This window comes from Larkinella punicea, from assembly GCF_003334855.1.
Lineage (GTDB): Bacteria > Bacteroidota > Bacteroidia > Cytophagales > Spirosomataceae > Larkinella > Larkinella punicea.
Window position 1 is genome coordinate 254,274 of record NZ_QOWE01000010.1, and the last position, 18,982, is coordinate 273,255.

Below are 18,982 nucleotides of genomic sequence, written 5' to 3' on the forward strand. Positions count from 1 at the left end.
CATGGGCGGGTATCAAAACGAATCATCCGCCATCTGTTCATAGCATGAACGCTTACCACCATGAGGACGCCCGATTATCGAAACTACAGCGTTGACGATTTGACGCGGGACGAGTACTTCCGGCATTGGGTCATCGACCGCAACGCCCAGAGTGGCGCGTTCTGGTCGGAATGGCTGGCCGAAAATCCGGATTGCACCGACAAAGTGCAGGTAGCCCGGGCTTTTTTGCAGGCGCTGGAGGAGAAAAATACCGCCTTACAACCGGCAGAACTGGATCAGATTTTTAATAATATCGTTCAATCCAATCAGCCGAACGTCGTTCCGTTGTGGCAAACTACGGTTTTTCGGGTGGCGGCTTCCCTTCTGCTTTTTGTTGGTTTGGGTTATCTGGCGTTCACCTATGCCGTTAAATCCGATGCGCGCCGACTGGCCGACTCCCGGCTTTCGGCCCTTGAAAACCTCAGCCCCGCCCTGGCGAGCGATTACACCGAAACCGTCAACGAAAGTTCCGAACCCCGGACGTTTGTGCTCCACGACAGCAGCACGGTGATCCTGTATCCCAATGGAACGCTGCGGTATCCGAATCTTTTTTCGGCCACCAAACGGGAAGTTTACCTGAGCGGGCGGGCGTTTTTTTCGGTTAAGAAAAATCCAAAAATGCCGTTCTGGGTGTATACCGACCAGATTTCGACCCAGGTGCTGGGCACCAGTTTTCTGATTACGACGGGTGAAACCAATGCCAAAGTAGAGGTTCGGTCGGGCCGGGTGTCGGTGTATATGCGGAAAGATGTGGAGAAAGAACAGCCCGCCCGCAAGAACGAGTCGGTCGGCATGGTGCTGACGCCTAACCAGCAGGTGGTGTTCTCGACGACCGATAAACGACTCGTGAAATCCGTCGTGGAGCAACCGATTACGCTTCAGAAAGTTACGAAAGAGGCTTACATTTTTGAAGAAGCACCGGTTTCGGAGGTGTTTTCGTTGCTGGAAAAAACGTACGGACTGACGTTCATTTACGATGCGGCCAACCTGAAAGACTGCTACCTGACGGCCAATCTCGCCGGTGAATCGCTGTTTGAAAAACTGAATCTGATCTGTAAAATCACCCGCTCGTCCTACGAAATGGTGGACGGGCAGATCGTTATTCACAGCGAAGGGTGTGAAAATAACTAGTTATAATTGAACCGATTAGGCCAATGCAGTAAATTTTTTCTAAAAAAATTACTGAAAAACAGTATCCAACTACCGCTGTCGCTATCCATGAGCAAACCCCTTTTCTCATGGATAGACTTTATAAAAAGCCCCTTTCCTTCCGGACCCTCATGAAACTATCGGTTATTCAGCTTCTGATGACGATCCTGTTTATGGGTGCCACGTATGCCCACGATGCCAACGGCCAGGAAGTACTGGATCAACGCATCGCGGTGAAAGCCGAAACCACCAACCTGAAAAAAGCACTGACGTTTCTGGAGCGCCATGCCAACGTCCTTTTCATTTACAATCCGCGCGAAATTCAGGTCAACCAGAAGGTCACGCTGGAAAACCGGTTTGTAACCCTCAAGGAAACGCTCAACGATTTGCTGACTCCGCTTCATATTCGCTATGAAGTAAGCGGGAAGCAGATCGCGCTATTCAAAATGAACGGAACGGGCAGCACGCTCCCGCTGAACACCCTGATTACCAGCGAGGTTCTGGCCGATCTGACCATATCCGGTACGGTTTCCGACGAAAAAGGCGAAGGCTTGCCGGGCGTCAGCGTGCTGGTGAAAGGCACGACGCGCGGCACGACGACCAATGGCGACGGGAAATACCAGATTGTGGTTCCCAATGAATCGGCCGTTCTGGTTTTCAGTTTTGTCGGGTTTATTTCGCAGGAAATGGCCGTCGAGAAACGCACCAGCCTCAACGTTTCGTTGAAAACCGACAACAAGAGCCTGGAGGAAGTCGTCGTGGTGGGCTACGGTACGGTGAAAAAATCGGATCTGACGGGGTCGGTTGCCAAAGTCGGCGAAGCCAACATCAAGGCCACGCCCATTCCTTCGCTCGACCGGGCCATGCAGGGCCGCGCTGCGGGGGTTCAGGTGGTGTCTAATTCGGCCCGGCCCGGCGGAAACTCCACCATCCGGATTCGGGGTTCGGGTTCGGTCAATGCCGGCAATGATCCGCTCTACGTCATCGACGGTTTTCCGACTACGGGTCTGAACTCCATCAACACCGACGACATTGAGTCCATTGAAATCCTAAAAGATGCGTCGGCAACCGCCATTTACGGTTCCCGGGGTTCCAATGGCGTGGTGCTCGTCACGACCAAACGCGGCAAGGCCGGCAAGGCGGTGATCAGCTACGAAGGCTATTACGGAAACCAGTCCGTGCGCCGGACGCTCCCGATGCTCAACGCCCGCCAGTTTGCCGAACTGGTCAACGACGCCCAGATCAACAATGGCGGCAAGGCGTATTTTGACGGCAGCACGGCGGATCGTCCGCTGGTTTCTACCCTGGGCGAAGGCACCGACTGGCAGAGCGTCGTTATGCGGGATGCGCCCATCCAGAACCACCAGCTTTCGGTTTCGGGGGGTGCTGAAAAATCCCGTTATGCGGTGTCCTTCGGCTATTACGGCCAGGATGGCATTCTGCTGAAATCGGATTTCAAACGCTACACGCTGCGGGCCAACCTCGACAACGATCTGACTTCGCGTCTGAAAGTGGGCGTCACCATGCAGGGCGCCTATACGCTGACCAACAACCCACGCACCGAGACCGATGGCAACCTGGCCGTGAGCGGAATCATCAGCTCGGCCCTGAATTATTCCCCCACGTTTCCGGTGCGGAATGCGGACGGAAGCTACTACAAAAACCAGGGTGCCCTGAACGGCCTGGGTGCCGACAATCCGCTGGCCGTCGCCAATGAATTTACGGACAAAACCGCCCTCATCCGCATCCTGGCCAATGCCTACGTGGATTACAAAATCATCGAAGGGCTGACCTTCCGGACCAGTTTTGGTACGGATTTGCAAAGCTCGAAAAACAATTACTACGTCACCCGGTTGGCGGTGGTGGGCGCGAGTCTGGGCGGTAGTGCCTCCGTATCCAACTCCCAAAGTGTCAACTGGCTGAACGAAAACATCCTGAATTACACCCGGCAACTCGCTCCAAAACACAGCCTGAATGCGGTTTTGGGCTATACGATTCAGGGCCTGGCTGTCGAAAGTGTGGTGGCCAATGCCAACACCTTTTCCGACGACTTTGCTTCGTATAATAACCTCGCAGCCGGTTCGACGCTGGTGGCCCCGCGCTCCGGGAGCAGCGACTGGCGGCTGATTTCGTATCTGGCGCGGGTCAATTACGGCTTCGACGACCGCTTTCTGCTGACGCTGACCGGTCGCCGGGATGGGTCATCGCGGTTTGGTCCGAATAACAAATTCGGCTTCTTTCCGTCGGGTGCCATCGCCTGGAAACTCGCTAATGAACCCTGGCTGAAAGACCTCACGTTTATTTCCGATGCCAAACTGCGGGCCAGCTACGGCCTGTCCGGAAATCAGGAAATCGGGAACTACCAGTACCTGGCCAACATCAGCTCGGCACCTTACGTGATCGGCGGGGCGCTGAACGTCGGATCGGCCACGGCGGGCATTGGCAACCCCGATTTACGCTGGGAAAAAAACGCCCAATTTGACGTTGGTTTTGACGTCGGTTTGTTCAATAACCGCGTTCAGGTGTCGGCCGATTATTACATCAAAAAGACCTCTGATCTGCTTTTCAACGTGGGTGTCCCTACTTCCTCCGGTTTTTCCACCACGCTGAAAAACCTGGGTAGTGTTCGCAACAAAGGGTTCGAATTTTCGATGAATACGATCAATGTGGACCAGGGCGGTTTTCGCTGGACGTCGGAATTCAACATCTCCTTCAACCGGAACAAAATCCTGTTCCTGGATGGCCGGAAAGAATTCAGAACGGGTTCGGATGCCACCATTTCCAACACCACCCAAAACCCGATTTTGCTGCGGGTCGATAGTCCGCTGGGCAATTTCTTCGGACTGGTTACCAACGGCATTTTCCAGAATCAGGCGGAAGTCGATGGGTCGGCCCAGAAAACGGCCAAACCGGGTGATCTGCGGTATGTGGACCGGAATGGCGATGGCGTGATCAACGATGCCGACCGCGACATCATCGGCAACAGCAACCCGGATTTCTTCGGCGGGCTGAACAACACGTTTTCCTACAAAGGCTTCGACCTGAACATTTTTGTGCAAGGCTCGTACGGCAACGAAATCCTGAATTTTGCCACCTTCGACCAGTTGAACCTGACGGGTGGCAACAACCAGTCGGCCCGTGCGCTGGACCGCTGGACGCCCACCAATCCCAGCAACACCATTCCCCGCGCCAACGCCGGGGGCGGCTCCCGACTGCTTTCTTCGCTACACGTTGAAGACGGTTCCTACCTGCGTTTCAAAAACATCTCGCTGGGCTATAACCTGCCCAAAAGCCTGTTGAACCGCCTGTCGGTTGGCTCCGCCAAAGTATATGTTACCGCCCAGAATTTCATTACCCTGACCTCGTATTCAGGCTATGATCCGGAAGTGAACCGCTACGGAAGTTCGTCACTGAGCCAGGGGCTGGACTACGGCGGCTACCCTTCCGCAAAAACCGTATTAGTAGGTCTGAACCTGAAATTTTAATGCATAGATCTCTATGAAAACCAACACCTTACTACTCGTTGTGGCCCTGCTGGCAACCGCCTGCGAGAGCCAGCTCGACCTGTCTCCTGTTACCAACTTAACGAATGCCACTTATTACAAAACCGCCGACGATGCCAAAGCGGCACTGGGGGCGTGTTACAACGCCATTGGCAACCTGGACCCGAACCTGGACATCACCACCACCGACGACGCCATTCCCTTTCTGACGGGTGATGCCAACCGGCCGCTGCTGTGGCGGTATGACATCACGCCCGCCAATTCCTTCGTCAGCCTGTATTCACCGGCCTACCGGGGCATCAACCGCTCCAATATCGTCATTGATCGTTTGCCCGGTATTGCAATGGATGAAACGCTGAAAAAGCGGTATATCGCCGAAGCGAAGTTTCTCCGCGCGTTGCATTATTTCAACCTCGTCCGGCTCTATGGCGATGTGCCGCTGGTGACGAAGGAAACCACTTCGCTGGAAGGGCTGGAAATTCCCCGGTCGCCGGTCAACGACATTTACGCCCTGATTGAAACCGATTTGAAAGAAGCCGAGAGCGTTTTGCCAGTTACGTATCCGGCCAGCGAGTCGGGCCGGGCTACGCAGGGAGCCGCCAAAGGGATGCTGGCCAAACTCTACCTCTGGCGCGCCGGAGCCACCGCCGGTTCACCTTTCTGGACGCAGGCAGCAGCCAAAGCGAAGGAAGTAATCGACCAGGGCGTCTATAGCTTGTATGACAACTATGCCGATGCGTTTGCGCTCACGGCGCGGGGTGGCAAGGAGAATATTTTCGAAGTACAGTACCTGACCGATGTGCGCGGCCACAGCATTGGACGCGGTTTTGGCGTCCGGGCCGCCCTGATTTACCCCAGTGGCGGAGCGGGCATTGCGCGGGTCAGCGCCAGTTTGTTCAATGCCTATTCCGCAAACGACAAACGGAAGCCGGTTACGTTCATCACGTCGTATGTCTACAACGGGGTGACGACCAATCTTTCCATCACCGACCCTGATCCCACGAAGGCGGTTTCTTTCCAGAAACTGTGGGACAAAACTGCCAAAACCAACGGCGGTGAAGGCACCAGCGTTCCGATCCTGCGCTATTCCGATGTGTTGCTGATGCAGGCCGAAGCGCTCAATGAAGTAAACAATGGCCCGAACGCAGAAGCCTATGCCGCCATCAACAAAGTCCGAATCCGGGCGGGATTGACGGCCTTGACGGGCCTGAATTACCAACAATTTAAAGAAGCGGTTTTGCTGGAACGACGGCTGGAACTGACGTTTGAGAACAACCGCCGGTTTGACCTCATCCGGACGGGCAAGCTCGTGGAGGCCGTGAAAGCCGACAACACGTTCAACCGGAATCCGGTCATCAAGCCTTTCCACGTTCTGCTGCCCATTCCGCAAGTGGATATGGATGCCAATCCGAGTCTGGTTCAAAATCCCGGCTATTGACATCGTGTGGGTTTACCAATCACCAAATCGTATGACAACCGATCCCATACATTCTAACCGACGCATTTTCCTGAAAAGTGCGGCCCTGGCAACGGCGTCACTCCTGGCGTCGATAAAAGGCATTTCCGGCAAAAAAGCCCCCGCCATTGTGCTGCGGTCGTCGTGGCAAACGGTCAACATCGGCGACATTGGACACACCCCCGGCGTCCTCTCGCTGCTGGAAAAATACCTGCCCGACGCCAGCATCCGGCTCTGGCCAAGCAGCGTCGGAAATGGCGTTGAGGAGTTGCTCAAACGCCGGTTTCCCAAGGTCGCCATCGTCCAGACACCGGAGGAGATTGCGGCCACCCTGAAAGAATGCGACTTTTTGCTGCACGGCTCCGGGCCGTCGCTCGTCGCCCGCAAGGATGTGGAACGCTGGTACAAGGAAACCGGCAAACCGTACGGGATTTATGGCATCACCTTTCCCGGTGTCTATGCGCCCGGCCCGGCTGCCAGCAAAGTCAATCCGTTGGACGTCGAGTTGTTGAACAATGCCCGATTTGCGTTTTTCCGGGATTCGGTTTCGCTGGGAATAGCGAAAGAAATCGGGATAAAAAGCCCAACGATGGCGTTTTGCCCGGATGGGGCTTTCGCGGTAGACTTCCGGAACGACCAGGCCGCCAACGCCTTTCTGTCGAAACACGGATTGGAAGCGGGTAAATTTCTGTGCGTGATTCCGCGCACCCGGTTTACGCCCTACTGGGAAATTCCCGCCAAAAAAACGCCCTTCGATGCGGAACGCCATGCGATCAACGAAAAGATGAAGGAGCACGACAACGCCCCCCTGCGGGAAGCGATCATTGCCGTGGTGCGCCAGACCGGGATGAAAATCCTGATCGTTCCGGAAGACGAGACCCAGGTCAAACTGGGCAAGGAAATTCTGCTCGATAAACTGCCGGAGGATGTGAAGAAAAATGTGGTGTGGCGCGACCGGTATTGGCTCACCGACGAAGCACTCAGCACGTATTTGCTGTCGGCGGGTTTGTTCGGGCTCGAAATGCACTCGCCCATCATGTGCATCGGCCACGGCATACCGGCCATTGTCTGCCGCTTTGACGAACAAACCAGCAAAGGCATCATGTGGCGCGATATTGGTCTGGGCGACTGGCTGTTCGACATGGACAAACCCGGGGAAGTCGCCCAGATCGTCCCGGCGGTTCTGGAAATGGCCAAAGCCCCCAAAGCCGCGAAGGCGAAGGCCCTGAAAGGCAAGCGGTTTGTCAATCAGCGGCAGAAAGAAACGATGGCAATTTTAAAGACAACCCTGATTAGCTAGCCCGTCCACCAAGCCTGAAAGGCTTGAAGATACTACCCCCGGGTTGCACCCGGGGCCAGCTACAATGACATTCTAAACCGTTGCTCTCATGCAAAACCGCCGATCTTTTCTCCAACAAACGCCCGCGCTCATCGGCCTGCTGATGAGCATTCCGTCTCTTGCCAACGTAGCTGGAGCCGCAAAAAAAACCATTCTGCTGCGTTCGGCCTGGCAAACTGTCAACATCGGCGACATTGGACACACGCCGGGCATCCTCACCCTGCTGGAACGGTACCTGCCCGACGTCACGATTCAACTCTGGCCGTCAGACATTGGCAACGGTGTGGAAGAACTCCTTCAGAAACGCTTTCCAAAAGTGATCATTCTGAAAGGTCCGGAAAAGATTTCGGCAGCTTTCAACGACTGCGACTTTTTGCTGCACAGTTCCGGGTCTTCGCTGGTGGCCCGCAAAGACGTGGATCGCTGGCACCGGGAAACCGGCAAACCGTTCGGCATCTATGGAATTTCGCTGCACGGCGTTTTCCCGACACCACTGGCCTCCAACGCCACCTCGGCGGCTGAGGTAGAACTGATCAGTAAAGCGCAGTTTATCTTTTTCCGGGATTCTGCTTCGTTGAAGTTTGCGAAGGAAAAAGGAATTACCTGCCCTATCATGGAATATGGTCCGGATGCCGCTTTTGCGGTCGATCTGCGGGATGATGCGTCGGCGAAGGCTTTTCTCGAAGCTCATCAACTGGAAACCGGCCAATTCATGTGCGTCATTCCCCGGCTGCGGTATACGCCCTACTGGAAAATTCCCGCCAAAAAAGCCGCTTTTGACGAGTTTAAGCACACCCGGAATGAGGAAATGAAAGAACACGATCATGCCGTGCTCCGCGAAGCCATCAGCGCCGTTGTCCGGCAAACACCGATGAAAATCCTGATTAGTCCGGAAGACGAAACGCAGGTGGCGATTGGTAAAGAAATGCTGTATGATCCACTCCCGGCCGATGTCAAAGCAAAAGTCGTCTGGCGGGATCGCTACTGGCTCACCGGCGAAGCCATCAGCACCTATATGCGGTCGGCGGGTTTGTTCGGACTGGAAATGCACTCGCCGATCATGTGCGTCGGCAACGGCATTCCGGCCATCGTTTGCCGGTTTGACGAACAAACCAGCAAAGGCATCATGTGGCGCGATATTGGTCTGGGCGACTGGCTGTTCGATATGGACAAACCCGCCGAAGTGGCCCGCATCGTCCCGACAGTTCTGGCAATGGCCAAAGACCCCAAAACCGCAAAGGCCAAAGCCGCGAGAGCCCGTACTTTTGTTGGAAAACGCCAGCGCGAAACCATGGCAGTCGTGGGCAAAACGCTGGCGGTCTAGCCATTCCACCAAGCCTGAAAGGCTTGAAGATGCTACCCCAGGGCGCAACCCTGGGCGGCTCCCCACCCTAACACCCAAACGATTCCCCATGCCAAACCGCAGAGAATTCCTGAAGCAAACACCATCGCTGATCGGGTTGCTACTCAGTGTTCCGTCCCTCGCCAACGCGACATTTCCCGCTAAAAAATCCATCATCCTCCGTTCCTCGTGGCAGACAGAAAACATCGGCGACATTGCCCATACACCCGGTGTTCTGACGTTGCTGGAAAAGTATTTGCCCGATGTCGAGGTTCGTTTGTGGCCGTCCAATGTGGGCAACGGCGTGGAGGAAATGCTGATGAAGCGGTTTCCCAAGCTGATCATTCTCAAAACACCGGAGGAAAAAACGGCGGCAATGGCCGAGTGCGGTTTTCTGCTGCACGGCTCCGGGCCGTCGCTGGTGGGTCGGAAAGAAATTGAACAATGGCGGGAAACCGGAAAACCGTACGGCATTTACGGCATCACCTGGCCCGGCGTATACGGTTTTCCGGCTGACCGCTGGAAGTTCAATCCGACGGATGTTGAGCTACTCACCAAAGCCCGGTTTGCCTATTTCCGGGATTCGGTTTCGATGGAATTTGCCAAAAGCAAAGGCGTTGCCTGTCCGATTATGGAGTTCTGCCCCGATGGTGCGTTTGCGGTAGACATCCGGGACGATAAAGCCGCCGACGCGTTTTTGAAGGAACACGGGCTGGAAACCGGCAAGTTTCTGTGTGCGATTCCCCAGTTGCGGTTTTCGCCCTGGTGGGAACTGCCGCAGAAAAAACTGTCGGTTCATCCGGAAAAACATGCCCGGAATGAAGCCATGAAGGAACAGGATAACAAGCCGATTCGGGAAGCCATCATTGCCGTCGTTCGCCAGACTTCGATGAAAATCCTGATCGTACCCGAAAATGAAACCCAGGTTCGGATTGGCAAGGAAATGCTGTATGATCCGCTGCCGGACGATGTGAAAGCGAAAGTCGTCTGGCGCGATCATTACTGGCTCACCGACGAAGCCGTCAGCACGTATATTCGCTCGGCGGGTTTATTCGGCATCGAAATGCACTCGCCCATCATGTGCATCGCACTGGGCGTTCCCGCCATCGTCTGCCGGTTTGAAGAACAGACCAGCAAAGGAGCCATGTGGCGCGATATTGGGTTAGGCGACTGGCTTTTTGATCTGGATACCCCCCAAGACGTTGCGGGGATTGTCCCGGCGGTTCTGGCGATGGCCAAAGACCCCAAAGCCGCCAAAGCGAAGGCCCTGAAAGGCAAGCAGTTTGTCAATCAGCGGCAAAAAGAAACGATGGCGGTGGTCAGGAAAAACGTCGGAGCCTAGGGGCGGTTTTCGTGTTTCCCCTACGATTTTGCGCCGACAAACTTTCGTAATTCCCGGTAAATGAGGTTATTTTGCCAGTAGAGCTGCGTCACCATGCCGACGTGTTTTTTACCCGAAAGAACCGTAAAGTCGTGTTTTACACCGAGTTCCTGAAGACGCTGGTGGAATTTTTCGGTGCTGGCGGCAATACTGGGATAGGTGCGGCTACCGGTGTAGATCAGCATCGGCGGACTGGCAGACGTAACCTGATAATGGGCCGACATCGCCCGCCAAACCGTGGAATCTTTTCCGAATGGAACGAGGTACTGCTCATCATTGGGATACTCCATTTTCCGGAGGTAATCGAACATATTCAATCCGGCCGGGTCATCGAGAATGGCACCCTTGACGGGATTAGGAGCCAAGCCGAACTTCTGAAACAACGAGTCGTCTGTTGCCAGCAAAGCCGCCAATCCACCACCTGCCGAGTGCCCCATGACGAAAATCCGGTTGGGATCTCCGCCAAATTCGGCGATGTGCTGCGTGATCCAGCGCACGGCGCGAACACAATCGTCGGCCATGCCGGGTACCAAAACCGCCGGGGAAAGGCGGTAATTGATGATTACGGCCACCACGCCCTGTTTGGCCAGGCGACGACCAATGAACGAATAGAGATCTTTACTGCCACCATCCCAGTTGCCGCCGTGAATAAAAACCACAACGGGAAAAGACCGCGCAGCTTTTTGTTTGGGCGCATACACATCGAGCACATGACGCTCTGCATCGAAATCCGGGGCATCGGCTTTTACGTACGGAATGTCTTTGGTCCGCTCGCTGGGTCGGGCCGTAGCATATTCATGGATGAAAATACTGAGCAAGCCCACGGCAAAAAATGCAACGGGAATTTGCCAGAGGAGTCGGAGAAAGGCCATCAGGCGAGTGGCTTGTACGGTTGTTTTTAAAAGGAATGATAAATGTAAAATGATGAACGCTAAATGTAAAAGTGCCGGATGGGTAACTACTTTTACATTTAGCGTTCATCATTTTACATTTATCATTCTATTCCAATTTTCTAAACCGATAACACCGATGCCGCCGGTTCATCCAGAAACCAGTGTACCTCGCCCTCAGCGGCCCGAATGAGTTGGGCGGGGTGGTTTTCGATATCCTCGGCCCCATTCAGAACCGCATCAACGGCTTCGGCTTTGCCTTTTCCGTAGACCAGAAAGGCCAGATGATGGGCCAGATTGATCAATGGCGCGGTCATCGTAATGCGATAGACGTTCTGCTCTTCCAGAAAAACCGCCTTCACCGAAACCGAGGTGTCGTGCAAAACCGGCGTGTGCGGAAAAAGCGACGCCGTGTGCGAATTGTCGCCCAAACCCAGCAACACCAGATCAAACCGGACCTGTTCCGCCTGATACCGATGCTGAATGGCCTGGGTGTACTTCAGTGCGGCTTCGTCCGGCGGCAGGCTCGTATCGACCGTGAAAATGTTCTTCGCCGGAATGTGCAGCGGGTCGAACAATGCCTTTTTGACCATCAGCGCATTGCTATCCGGATCGTCGGACGGCACGTAGCGCTCATCGCCGAAGAAAAAATCGACTTTGTCCCAATCCAGTTGGCTGCTGAATTCGGGCGAAGCGAGCAGTTCATACAGCTTTTTGGGCGAACTGCCGCCCGAGAGCGCGACCGAAAACCGCCCAGTTTTGGCAATGGTTTCTTTTGCCGTTCGGATGAAGAATTCGGCCAGTTCCAAAACCGCCAGATCGGCGGTTTTGGAAACGTGTAAAATCGGCTGGCTCATCAATGTTTTCCGTTTAGGGGTAGCGTAAACCAGTGAAAACCGTCCTGCGCAATGAGAGCTTCGGCGTTTTCAGGCCCCCACGAACCGGCGGGATAATTCGGAAAACTCAGGCTTTTCTTGCTTTCCCAGGCGTGGAGAATCGGCATAATCAGATCCCAGGCGGCTTCCACCTGATCGCTCCGCATGAACAAGGTCTGGTCGCCCAGCATCGTGTCGAGCAGCAGCGTTTCGTAGGCTTCGGGCGGTTTTCCGGCATACGTGCCGCTGTAGTCGAACACCAGATCGACCGGATTGAGCGTCATGTCCAGACCGGGCCGTTTGGCCTGCATCTGCAAGCGGATGCTCATTTCGGGCTGAATGCTGAACACCAGGCGGTTTTGCTGCCAGTTTTCGGCGGATTCGGGTGGAAAAATCGAGTGCGGAATGTTTTTGAACTGAATCGAAATGATAGACGCCGACTGCGCCAGGTGCTTGCCGGTTCGGAGGTAAAACGGAACGTCCTGCCAGCGCCAGTTGTCGACAAAAAATTTGAAGGCCGCAAACGTCTCCGTATTGGACTCCGGGTTCACTTCCGGTTCTTCGCGGTAGCCTGCCACTTCCTTGCCTTCAATCCAGCCGTGGCCATACTGCCCGCGAACGGCTGAAAACCGGATGGCGTCGGCATCGAACCGGCGCATGGATTTCAGGACATCCACCCGGCGGTTCCGGATTTCGTCGGCATCCATGTTGATCGGCGGTTCCATGGCAATCAGACACAGCAACTGCAAAATGTGATTCTGCACCATGTCACGCGTTGCTCCTGCGCCGTCGTAATACCCACCCCGGTCTTCGACGCCCAGTTGTTCGGTCACCGAAATCTGGACGTGGTCGATGTAGTTGCGGTTCCAGATCGGTTCCAGCAGGGCGTTGGCAAACCGGAAAGCCATGATGTTCTGCACGGTTTCCTTGCCCAGATAATGGTCGATGCGGTAGATCTGCTTCTCGTCAAATATGCCCTGCAATTGTTTATTCAGGGCTTTGGCCGATTCCAGATCATGCCCGAACGGTTTTTCAATCACAATGCGCGTACGCTCCATGCCGTCTTTCGGACATTTTTTAGCGATGTTGTCCGCAATGATCGGGAAGAAATTGGGAGCCACTGCCAGGTAATAAATCAGGTCGGCTTTCTCGTTCCATTCGGCTTCGTACGACTCGATCCGGCTCCCTAATTCCTGGTACGTCTTTGTGTCTTTCAGGTCCGAAACCTGGTAGTAGATGTTCTTGCTGAAGGTATTCCACTGCTCGGCTTTGGCTTTGCCGCTGCGCGAAAACAGGTTGATTCCCTCCAGCAGTTTTTCCCGGAACTGATCATCACTGAGTTGGGTCCGACCGGTTCCGATGATTGAAAAATGGGACGGCATCCAGCCGTCTAAGTACAGGTTGTATAAAGCCGGTGCGAGTTTACGCCAGGCTAAGTCGCCGGTTCCGCCGAAAATGATAAATACGGTGGGTTGCGGTGTGAGCGTTGATTTCATGGTTTACCGGGTAATGGCGTCCAGTGGGTGTGGAAAACGCCTTCTTTACCAATTAGTTCGTAGGTGTGAGCACCAAAATAATCGCGTTGCGCCTGAATCAGATTCGATGGCATATTTTCACTGCGGAACGCATCAAAATAAGTCAATGAAGCCGCAAAAGCCGGCACGGCAATGCCCGCCGTCAGGGCCGAAGCCACCACCGACCGCATGCCCGGAACGCTCTCATTCACCAGCGTTTGCACCGAATCGTCGAGCAGCAAATGCTCCAGACTCGGCGCTTTTTCGTAGGCGTTGAAAATCTCATTGAGCAACGTCGCCCGGATGATGCAACCGCCCCGCCAGATTTTGGCAATTTCGGCGAGGTTGAGGGTATAACCGTACGAAATCGAGGAACGATACAACAGATCGAGCCCCTGCGCGTAGGTCATCACCGTACTGAAATACAACGCCTGTTCAAGACTCACCAGCAGGGTATCTTTGTCAATTTCCAGAAGTGACGGTTCATCGCCATACACCGTTGCAGCTTTGACCCGCAACACTTTGTATTTGGACAAATTGCGCATCGACACCGCCATATCGATCGTCGGAATCGGTACTTCCAGATCCATCGCCACCTGCGACGTCCATTTGCCGGTTCCTTTCGATTTGGCCTGATCTTTAATCAGATCGATCAGATACTGGTCGGAGTCCGGCTCTTTGAATCCGAAAATATCCCGGGTCACTTCAATCAGAAACGATTGCAACCGGCCTTCGTTCCAGGTTTTGAAAAGTTCATATATTTCTTCGTTTTCCAAACGAAGCCCCTTGCGCAGCACCTCGTAGGTTTCGGAAATGAGCTGCATCAAACCGTACTCGATCCCGTTATGCACCATTTTCACAAAATGACCCGACGCGCCCGGCCCGATGTAGGTCACGCAGGGAACGCCGTCGACTTTGGCGGCAATGGCGTCAAAAATCGGTTTCAGGGTCAGGTAAGCCGCTTTGTCACCACCCGGCATCATGCTCGGCCCTTTCCGCGCACCTTCTTCGCCCCCGGAAATTCCCATCCCGAAGAAGTGAACCCCCTTGGAATCCAGCGCTTTGTCGCGGATGTCGGTGTCCGTAAAATGCGAATTGCCCCCGTCGATGATGATGTCACCCGGTTCGAGCAGCGGCACCAGTTTGTCGATCACGTTGTCCACCGGTTTGCCGGCAGGCACCAGCATCATGATGGCACGGGGCTTGGTCAGGCTCTGGGTCATGGCCGTCAGATCCGTAAAGCCTTTGACCGGTTTGCCTTCGCCTTCTTTTTCAAAACCGGCCACCTGGTCGGGATTGATGTCGTAACCGGCTACCGGGAAGCCGTGGTCTGCCATGTTCAGCAGCAAGTTGCGGCCCATCGTACCGAGGCCGATCATTCCAAAATTATACTTCGTTTCTGCCATTTGAGTCGTTTAAGGTTTGAGGTATAACGTTTAAGGTTTTTGGCCACGTCAAACGTTAAACCTCAAACCTTAAACGGCAGATCAAGCGGTTTCGAGCGATTTTTTCTGGGTTTCGATGGCCGCCAGCAGTTTTTCGTACGGCTTGTTGAATTTGTCGATGCCTTCGTCTTCCAGTTTCTGGGTAATTTCGTCGATGTTGATGCCCGCCGTTTTCAGTTGTTCCAGAATTTCGGTCGCTTTGTCGAGATCATTTTCCAGGCGGCTTTGCGCATCGCCGTGGTCGCGGAAGGCCACCAGCGTTTCCATCGGAATGGTATCGACGGTGTTGGGTCCGATCAGTTCTTCCACGTATTTGGTGTCGGGAATCGCCGGATTTTTGCTGCTCGTGCTGGCCCACAACAACCGCTGCGGTTTCGCACCGAGTTCCTTCAGTTTCGCAAACCGTTCGCTGCTGAACACCCGTTTGTAGATTTCGTAGGCTTTCCGGGCCGAGGCAATGGCGACCTGTGCTTTCAGTTCGGGCAGTCCTTTTTCGTCCAGAATCGGGTCAACCATCACGTCAATCCGGCTCAGGAAGAAACTCGCCACCGAGGCAATGCCGTCGATCGGCTGACCAGCGGCCGCGCGGGCTTCCAGACCGGATATATACGCGTCCGTAACGGCTTCATAGCGATCCAGTCCAAACAACAGCGTGACGTTGATGTTGATACCTTCACTGATGGCGGTTTGAATCGCCGACAAACCGGGGGCCGTTCCGGGAATTTTGATCATCACATTGTCACGATCCACGGCTTTCCAGAGTTCACGCGCCTGTTTGATGGTACCTTCCGTGTCCAGCGCTAGAAACGGCGACACTTCCAGACTCACATAGCCGTCGGCTCCGCGAACTTCTTCTTCATACACCGGCTTAAACAAATCAGCCGCCCGCTGGATGTCGCTGACGGCCAGGCCGTAAAATATATCTTCGTTGCTTTTGTCGCCTTTCGCCAGTGTCTTGATGTCCTCATCATAATCGGAACTGCTGCTGATGGCTTTTTCGAAAATTGCCGGATTCGACGTAATCCCGCGAACGCCATCTTCGTCGATCAGTTTTTGCAGTTCTCCGGAATCCATAATTTTCCGGTCAATAAAATCCAGCCAGATGCTCTGACCAAACTCATGAATTTGTTTTACGCGATTTGCCATGTGTGTAGTTTAAGGTTTATTGTTAATGGTTGGAAGTGGTATTTTTTTATGGCTTTATGGTTCTGATGGTTAAATGGTTGGCTGACGCGTTCTTTTTTATTCGTGCGTCAGCTAACCATTTTTTAACCATCCCAACCATTTTCAACCATCAGAATTTATCTCTTTTCCAGTTCAATCACTTTCTTCAGTCTCCGCAGGTGCCGTTCGGCACCGCTGAATTTTGCTTCCAGAAACGCCTGGACGAATTCTTCGGCGACCCGGTTTCCTGTAATACGTCCGCCGAGACAAATTAAGTTCATATCGTCGTCTTCCACACCCTGATGCGCCGAAAAATGGTCGTTGATCAACGCAGCCCGCACGCCCGGAATCTTGTTGGCGACAATGGCCGCCCCCACGCCACTCCCGCAAACCGCCACGCCCCGCTCCACATCGCGGCTGGAAACCGCCTGCGCCAACGGAATGATCAGATCGGGATAATCGTCCAGCGAATCCAGCCGGTATGCGCCGTAATCGACGACCTCATAGCCTAGGTTGGTCAGAAAATCGTGCAGCGTTTCCTTCAGTTCGAAACCGCCATGATCAGCGGCAATGCCTATTTTCATCTTTACAGTTTACGGTTTTCTTTACTTCATTATTCAGTGTTCGTTATTCGATATTCGTTATTCATTTTGTTAAGTTTTTAATATCGAATATTGAATATCGAACACCGTATATCGAAGTTTAACTACCAAGCAACGCCTTCGCCCGCTTCACCACATTCTCCACCGTAAAGCCAAACTTCTTGAACAAATCCTCCGCCGGGGCGGATTCGCCGTAGGTGGTCATGCCCAGAATATCGCCTTCGTCGGTGACGTATTTATACCAGCCCATTTCGGCACCGGCTTCCACCGCCAGCCGCTTTTTCAGGGCTTTCGGTAACACTTTTTCTTTGTAAGCCGCACTCTGCCGGTCGAACAGTTCGAAGGACGGCATGCTGACGACCCGGGCCGAAATATCGTCTTTTTTCAATTGTTCCTGTGCCTGGATCAACAAAGAAACTTCCGAACCGGTGCCCATCAGAATCACATCCGGCTCTTTTTCAGAATCCGACAGAATATACGCGCCTTTTTCCAGTTCCGTCGCCGGGGTGTATTTTTCCTGATCGATGACCGGCAATCCCTGACGCGTCAGCACAATCACCACGGGTCCGCCGGGATGCTGAATGGCTACGCGCCAGGCCTGGGCGGTTTCGTTGGCATCCGCCGGGCGAATCACCACCACATTGGGCATGGCCCGCAACGCCATCAACTGCTCGATGGGCTGGTGGGTCGTTCCATCTTCCCCCAAACCGATGCTGTCGTGCGTAAAGATAAAAATCGGGCGGATTTTCATGATGGCCGCCAACCGAATCGGGGGGCGCATGTAATCCGAAAATACCAGAAACGTCGCCCCGTACGGAATAACCCCTTTCGTAACGGCCAATCCGTTCAACACCGCTCCCATCGCATGTTCACGGATTCCAAAGTGGAAAATGCGGCCCTCCCGGTTTTCTACCGAAAAGGAATGGTAATTTTTCAGATCCGTATCTGTCGAAGGCGACAGATCGGCCGAACCGCCAATGAGGTGCGGCAATGCGTCGGCAATGGCGTTCAGCACTTTTCCGGAGGCTTTCCGGGTGGCAATTTTTTCGTCTCCGGCGGCAAAAACCGGGATTTTCTTTTCCCAACCTGCCGGCAATTTCCCGTTGCTCACCAGTTCATATTCCTTCGCCAGTTCGGGGTACTTTGCCTTGTAGGCCTTATAAAGATCGTTCCACTTGTCTTCCTTCTTCGCCCGTTCTCTGCCGATTTCCCTGTAATAATGCAACACGTCTTCCGGCACCACGAACGATTTTTCGGGATCGAACCCGAATTTCTCCTTCACCAGCTTGATTTCATCGGCTCCCAACGGCGAGCCATGTGCCTCCGCCGTATCTTCTTTATTCGGACTTCCGTAACCAATGTGTGTCCGAACCTTGATCAGCGAAGGCCGTTTGGTTTCTTCCTGCGCGGCTTTCACGGCCTGATACAACGCTTCCAGATCGTTGCCGTCGGGAACGACCTGCACATGCCAGCCGTACGACAGAAACCGTTGCGCCACGTCTTCCGTAAACGTCAGATCGGTGCTGCCTTCGATGGAAATGTGGTTGTCGTCGTAAAAATAAATCAGGTTGCCCAATTGCAGATGCCCCGCCAGGGAAGCCGCTTCGGCCGTAATGCCTTCCATCATGTCGCCATCGCTGCAAATGGCGTAGATTTTATAGTCGAATAGCGGAAAATCCGGTTTATTGTAGCGGGCGGCCAGGTGATACTGTCCGATGGCAAAACCAACGCCGTTGGCAAAACCCTGTCCGAGTGGCCCAGTCGTTATTTCGATGCCTTTCGACAACCCATATTCCGGGTGGCCTGGCGTCTGGCTGTCCAACTGGCGAAACTGCTTCAGGTCGTTCATACTCAGCTCGTAACCCGTTAGATGCAGATAACAATACTGCAGCATACAGCCGTGCCCCGCCGACAGAATAAACCGGTCGCGATTGGGCCAATCCGGATTTTTCGGATTGTAGTTCATGGCTTCCGTCCAGAGAATATGACCCATTGGGGCCGCTCCCATTGGCAAACCGGGGTGGCCGGAATTGGCTTTCTGCACGGCATCGGCGGCCAGAATCCGGACGGTATTGATGCTTAGCTGTTCAATGGATTGGGTTGGGGTTTTCATCGAAATGGGGGATAATAATACACGTAGCGTTGGCTTAGTTAACCCCCCGCCAAAAGGGTTTGTTCGCTTCGGCGGGGTTATTTCGCGGAGTTGAGCGGAGAAAAAGGGAGTTAAGCGGAGTTTTTTTCTCTGATAAACGCTGATTTACTCCGCTTAACTCTGCGAAATAA

Annotated in this window: 13 protein-coding genes; 6 read left to right on the forward strand and 7 right to left on the reverse strand. The window is 53.9% G+C overall.

Annotated features, from left to right (window positions below):
* The first annotated feature begins 60 nt into the window (after positions 1 to 60).
* The 6 genes from DUE52_RS14340 (at position 61) to DUE52_RS14365 (ending at position 10,170) form a co-directional block, all read left to right on the forward strand.
* Positions 61 to 1,170: a FecR family protein gene (locus DUE52_RS14340; RefSeq protein WP_114406696.1), complete on the forward strand. Its 1,110-nt coding sequence runs from the start codon at positions 61 to 63 to the stop codon at positions 1,168 to 1,170.
* A 107-nt stretch (positions 1,171 to 1,277) separates the two neighbouring features.
* Positions 1,278 to 4,673 (forward strand): TonB-dependent receptor, encoded by a 3,396-nt coding sequence (locus DUE52_RS14345; protein ID WP_229312168.1) that lies wholly within the window; start codon positions 1,278 to 1,280, stop codon positions 4,671 to 4,673.
* A gap of 13 nt (positions 4,674 to 4,686) precedes the next feature.
* On the forward strand, positions 4,687 to 6,129 hold the full coding sequence (locus DUE52_RS14350) for a RagB/SusD family nutrient uptake outer membrane protein (RefSeq protein ID WP_114406698.1): 1,443 nt from the start codon (positions 4,687 to 4,689) through the stop codon (positions 6,127 to 6,129).
* Positions 6,130 to 6,160: 31 nt separating this feature from the next.
* Positions 6,161 to 7,447 carry a polysaccharide pyruvyl transferase family protein gene (locus tag DUE52_RS14355; RefSeq protein ID WP_114406699.1) on the forward strand — a complete coding sequence of 429 codons (1,287 nt, stop codon included), beginning with the start codon at positions 6,161 to 6,163 and terminating at the stop codon, positions 7,445 to 7,447.
* 88 nt (positions 7,448 to 7,535) lie between these two features.
* Positions 7,536 to 8,810 (forward strand): polysaccharide pyruvyl transferase family protein, encoded by a 1,275-nt coding sequence (locus DUE52_RS14360; RefSeq protein WP_114406700.1) that lies wholly within the window; start codon positions 7,536 to 7,538, stop codon positions 8,808 to 8,810.
* Between the two features lie 88 nt (positions 8,811 to 8,898).
* Positions 8,899 to 10,170, forward strand: a complete 1,272-nt coding sequence (locus DUE52_RS14365) for a polysaccharide pyruvyl transferase family protein (RefSeq protein WP_114406701.1) — start codon at positions 8,899 to 8,901, stop codon at positions 10,168 to 10,170.
* 20 nt (positions 10,171 to 10,190) lie between these two features.
* Here the strand turns inward: DUE52_RS14365 and DUE52_RS14370 are convergent, their stop codons facing one another.
* The 7 genes from DUE52_RS14370 to tkt form a co-directional block, all read right to left on the reverse strand.
* On the reverse strand, positions 10,191 to 11,081 hold the full coding sequence (locus tag DUE52_RS14370; protein ID WP_114406702.1) for an alpha/beta hydrolase: 891 nt from the start codon (positions 11,079 to 11,081) through the stop codon (positions 10,191 to 10,193).
* A 140-nt stretch (positions 11,082 to 11,221) separates the two neighbouring features.
* Positions 11,222 to 11,956, reverse strand: coding sequence for a 6-phosphogluconolactonase (gene pgl / locus DUE52_RS14375; protein WP_114406703.1), 735 nt, complete (start codon positions 11,954 to 11,956; stop codon positions 11,222 to 11,224).
* The gene (zwf, locus tag DUE52_RS14380) at positions 11,956 to 13,470 is read right to left on the reverse strand and encodes a glucose-6-phosphate dehydrogenase (RefSeq protein WP_114406704.1); all 1,515 of its coding nucleotides are present in this window, start codon (positions 13,468 to 13,470) and stop codon (positions 11,956 to 11,958) included. The genes pgl and zwf overlap by 1 nt, the downstream gene beginning before the upstream one ends.
* Positions 13,467 to 14,894 carry an NADP-dependent phosphogluconate dehydrogenase gene (gene gnd / locus DUE52_RS14385; RefSeq protein WP_114406705.1) on the reverse strand — a complete coding sequence of 476 codons (1,428 nt, stop codon included), beginning with the start codon at positions 14,892 to 14,894 and terminating at the stop codon, positions 13,467 to 13,469. The genes zwf and gnd overlap by 4 nt, the downstream gene beginning before the upstream one ends.
* An 81-nt stretch (positions 14,895 to 14,975) precedes the next feature.
* Complete coding sequence (tal, locus tag DUE52_RS14390) at positions 14,976 to 16,079, reverse strand: transaldolase (protein ID WP_114406706.1); 1,104 nt, start codon at positions 16,077 to 16,079, stop codon at positions 14,976 to 14,978.
* Positions 16,080 to 16,234: 155 nt separating this feature from the next.
* Positions 16,235 to 16,681 (reverse strand): RpiB/LacA/LacB family sugar-phosphate isomerase, encoded by a 447-nt coding sequence (locus DUE52_RS14395; protein ID WP_114406707.1) that lies wholly within the window; start codon positions 16,679 to 16,681, stop codon positions 16,235 to 16,237.
* Positions 16,682 to 16,799: 118 nt separating this feature from the next.
* Positions 16,800 to 18,812 carry a transketolase gene (tkt, locus tag DUE52_RS14400; RefSeq protein ID WP_114406708.1) on the reverse strand — a complete coding sequence of 671 codons (2,013 nt, stop codon included), beginning with the start codon at positions 18,810 to 18,812 and terminating at the stop codon, positions 16,800 to 16,802.
* Between the last annotated feature and the right edge of the window lie 170 nt (positions 18,813 to 18,982).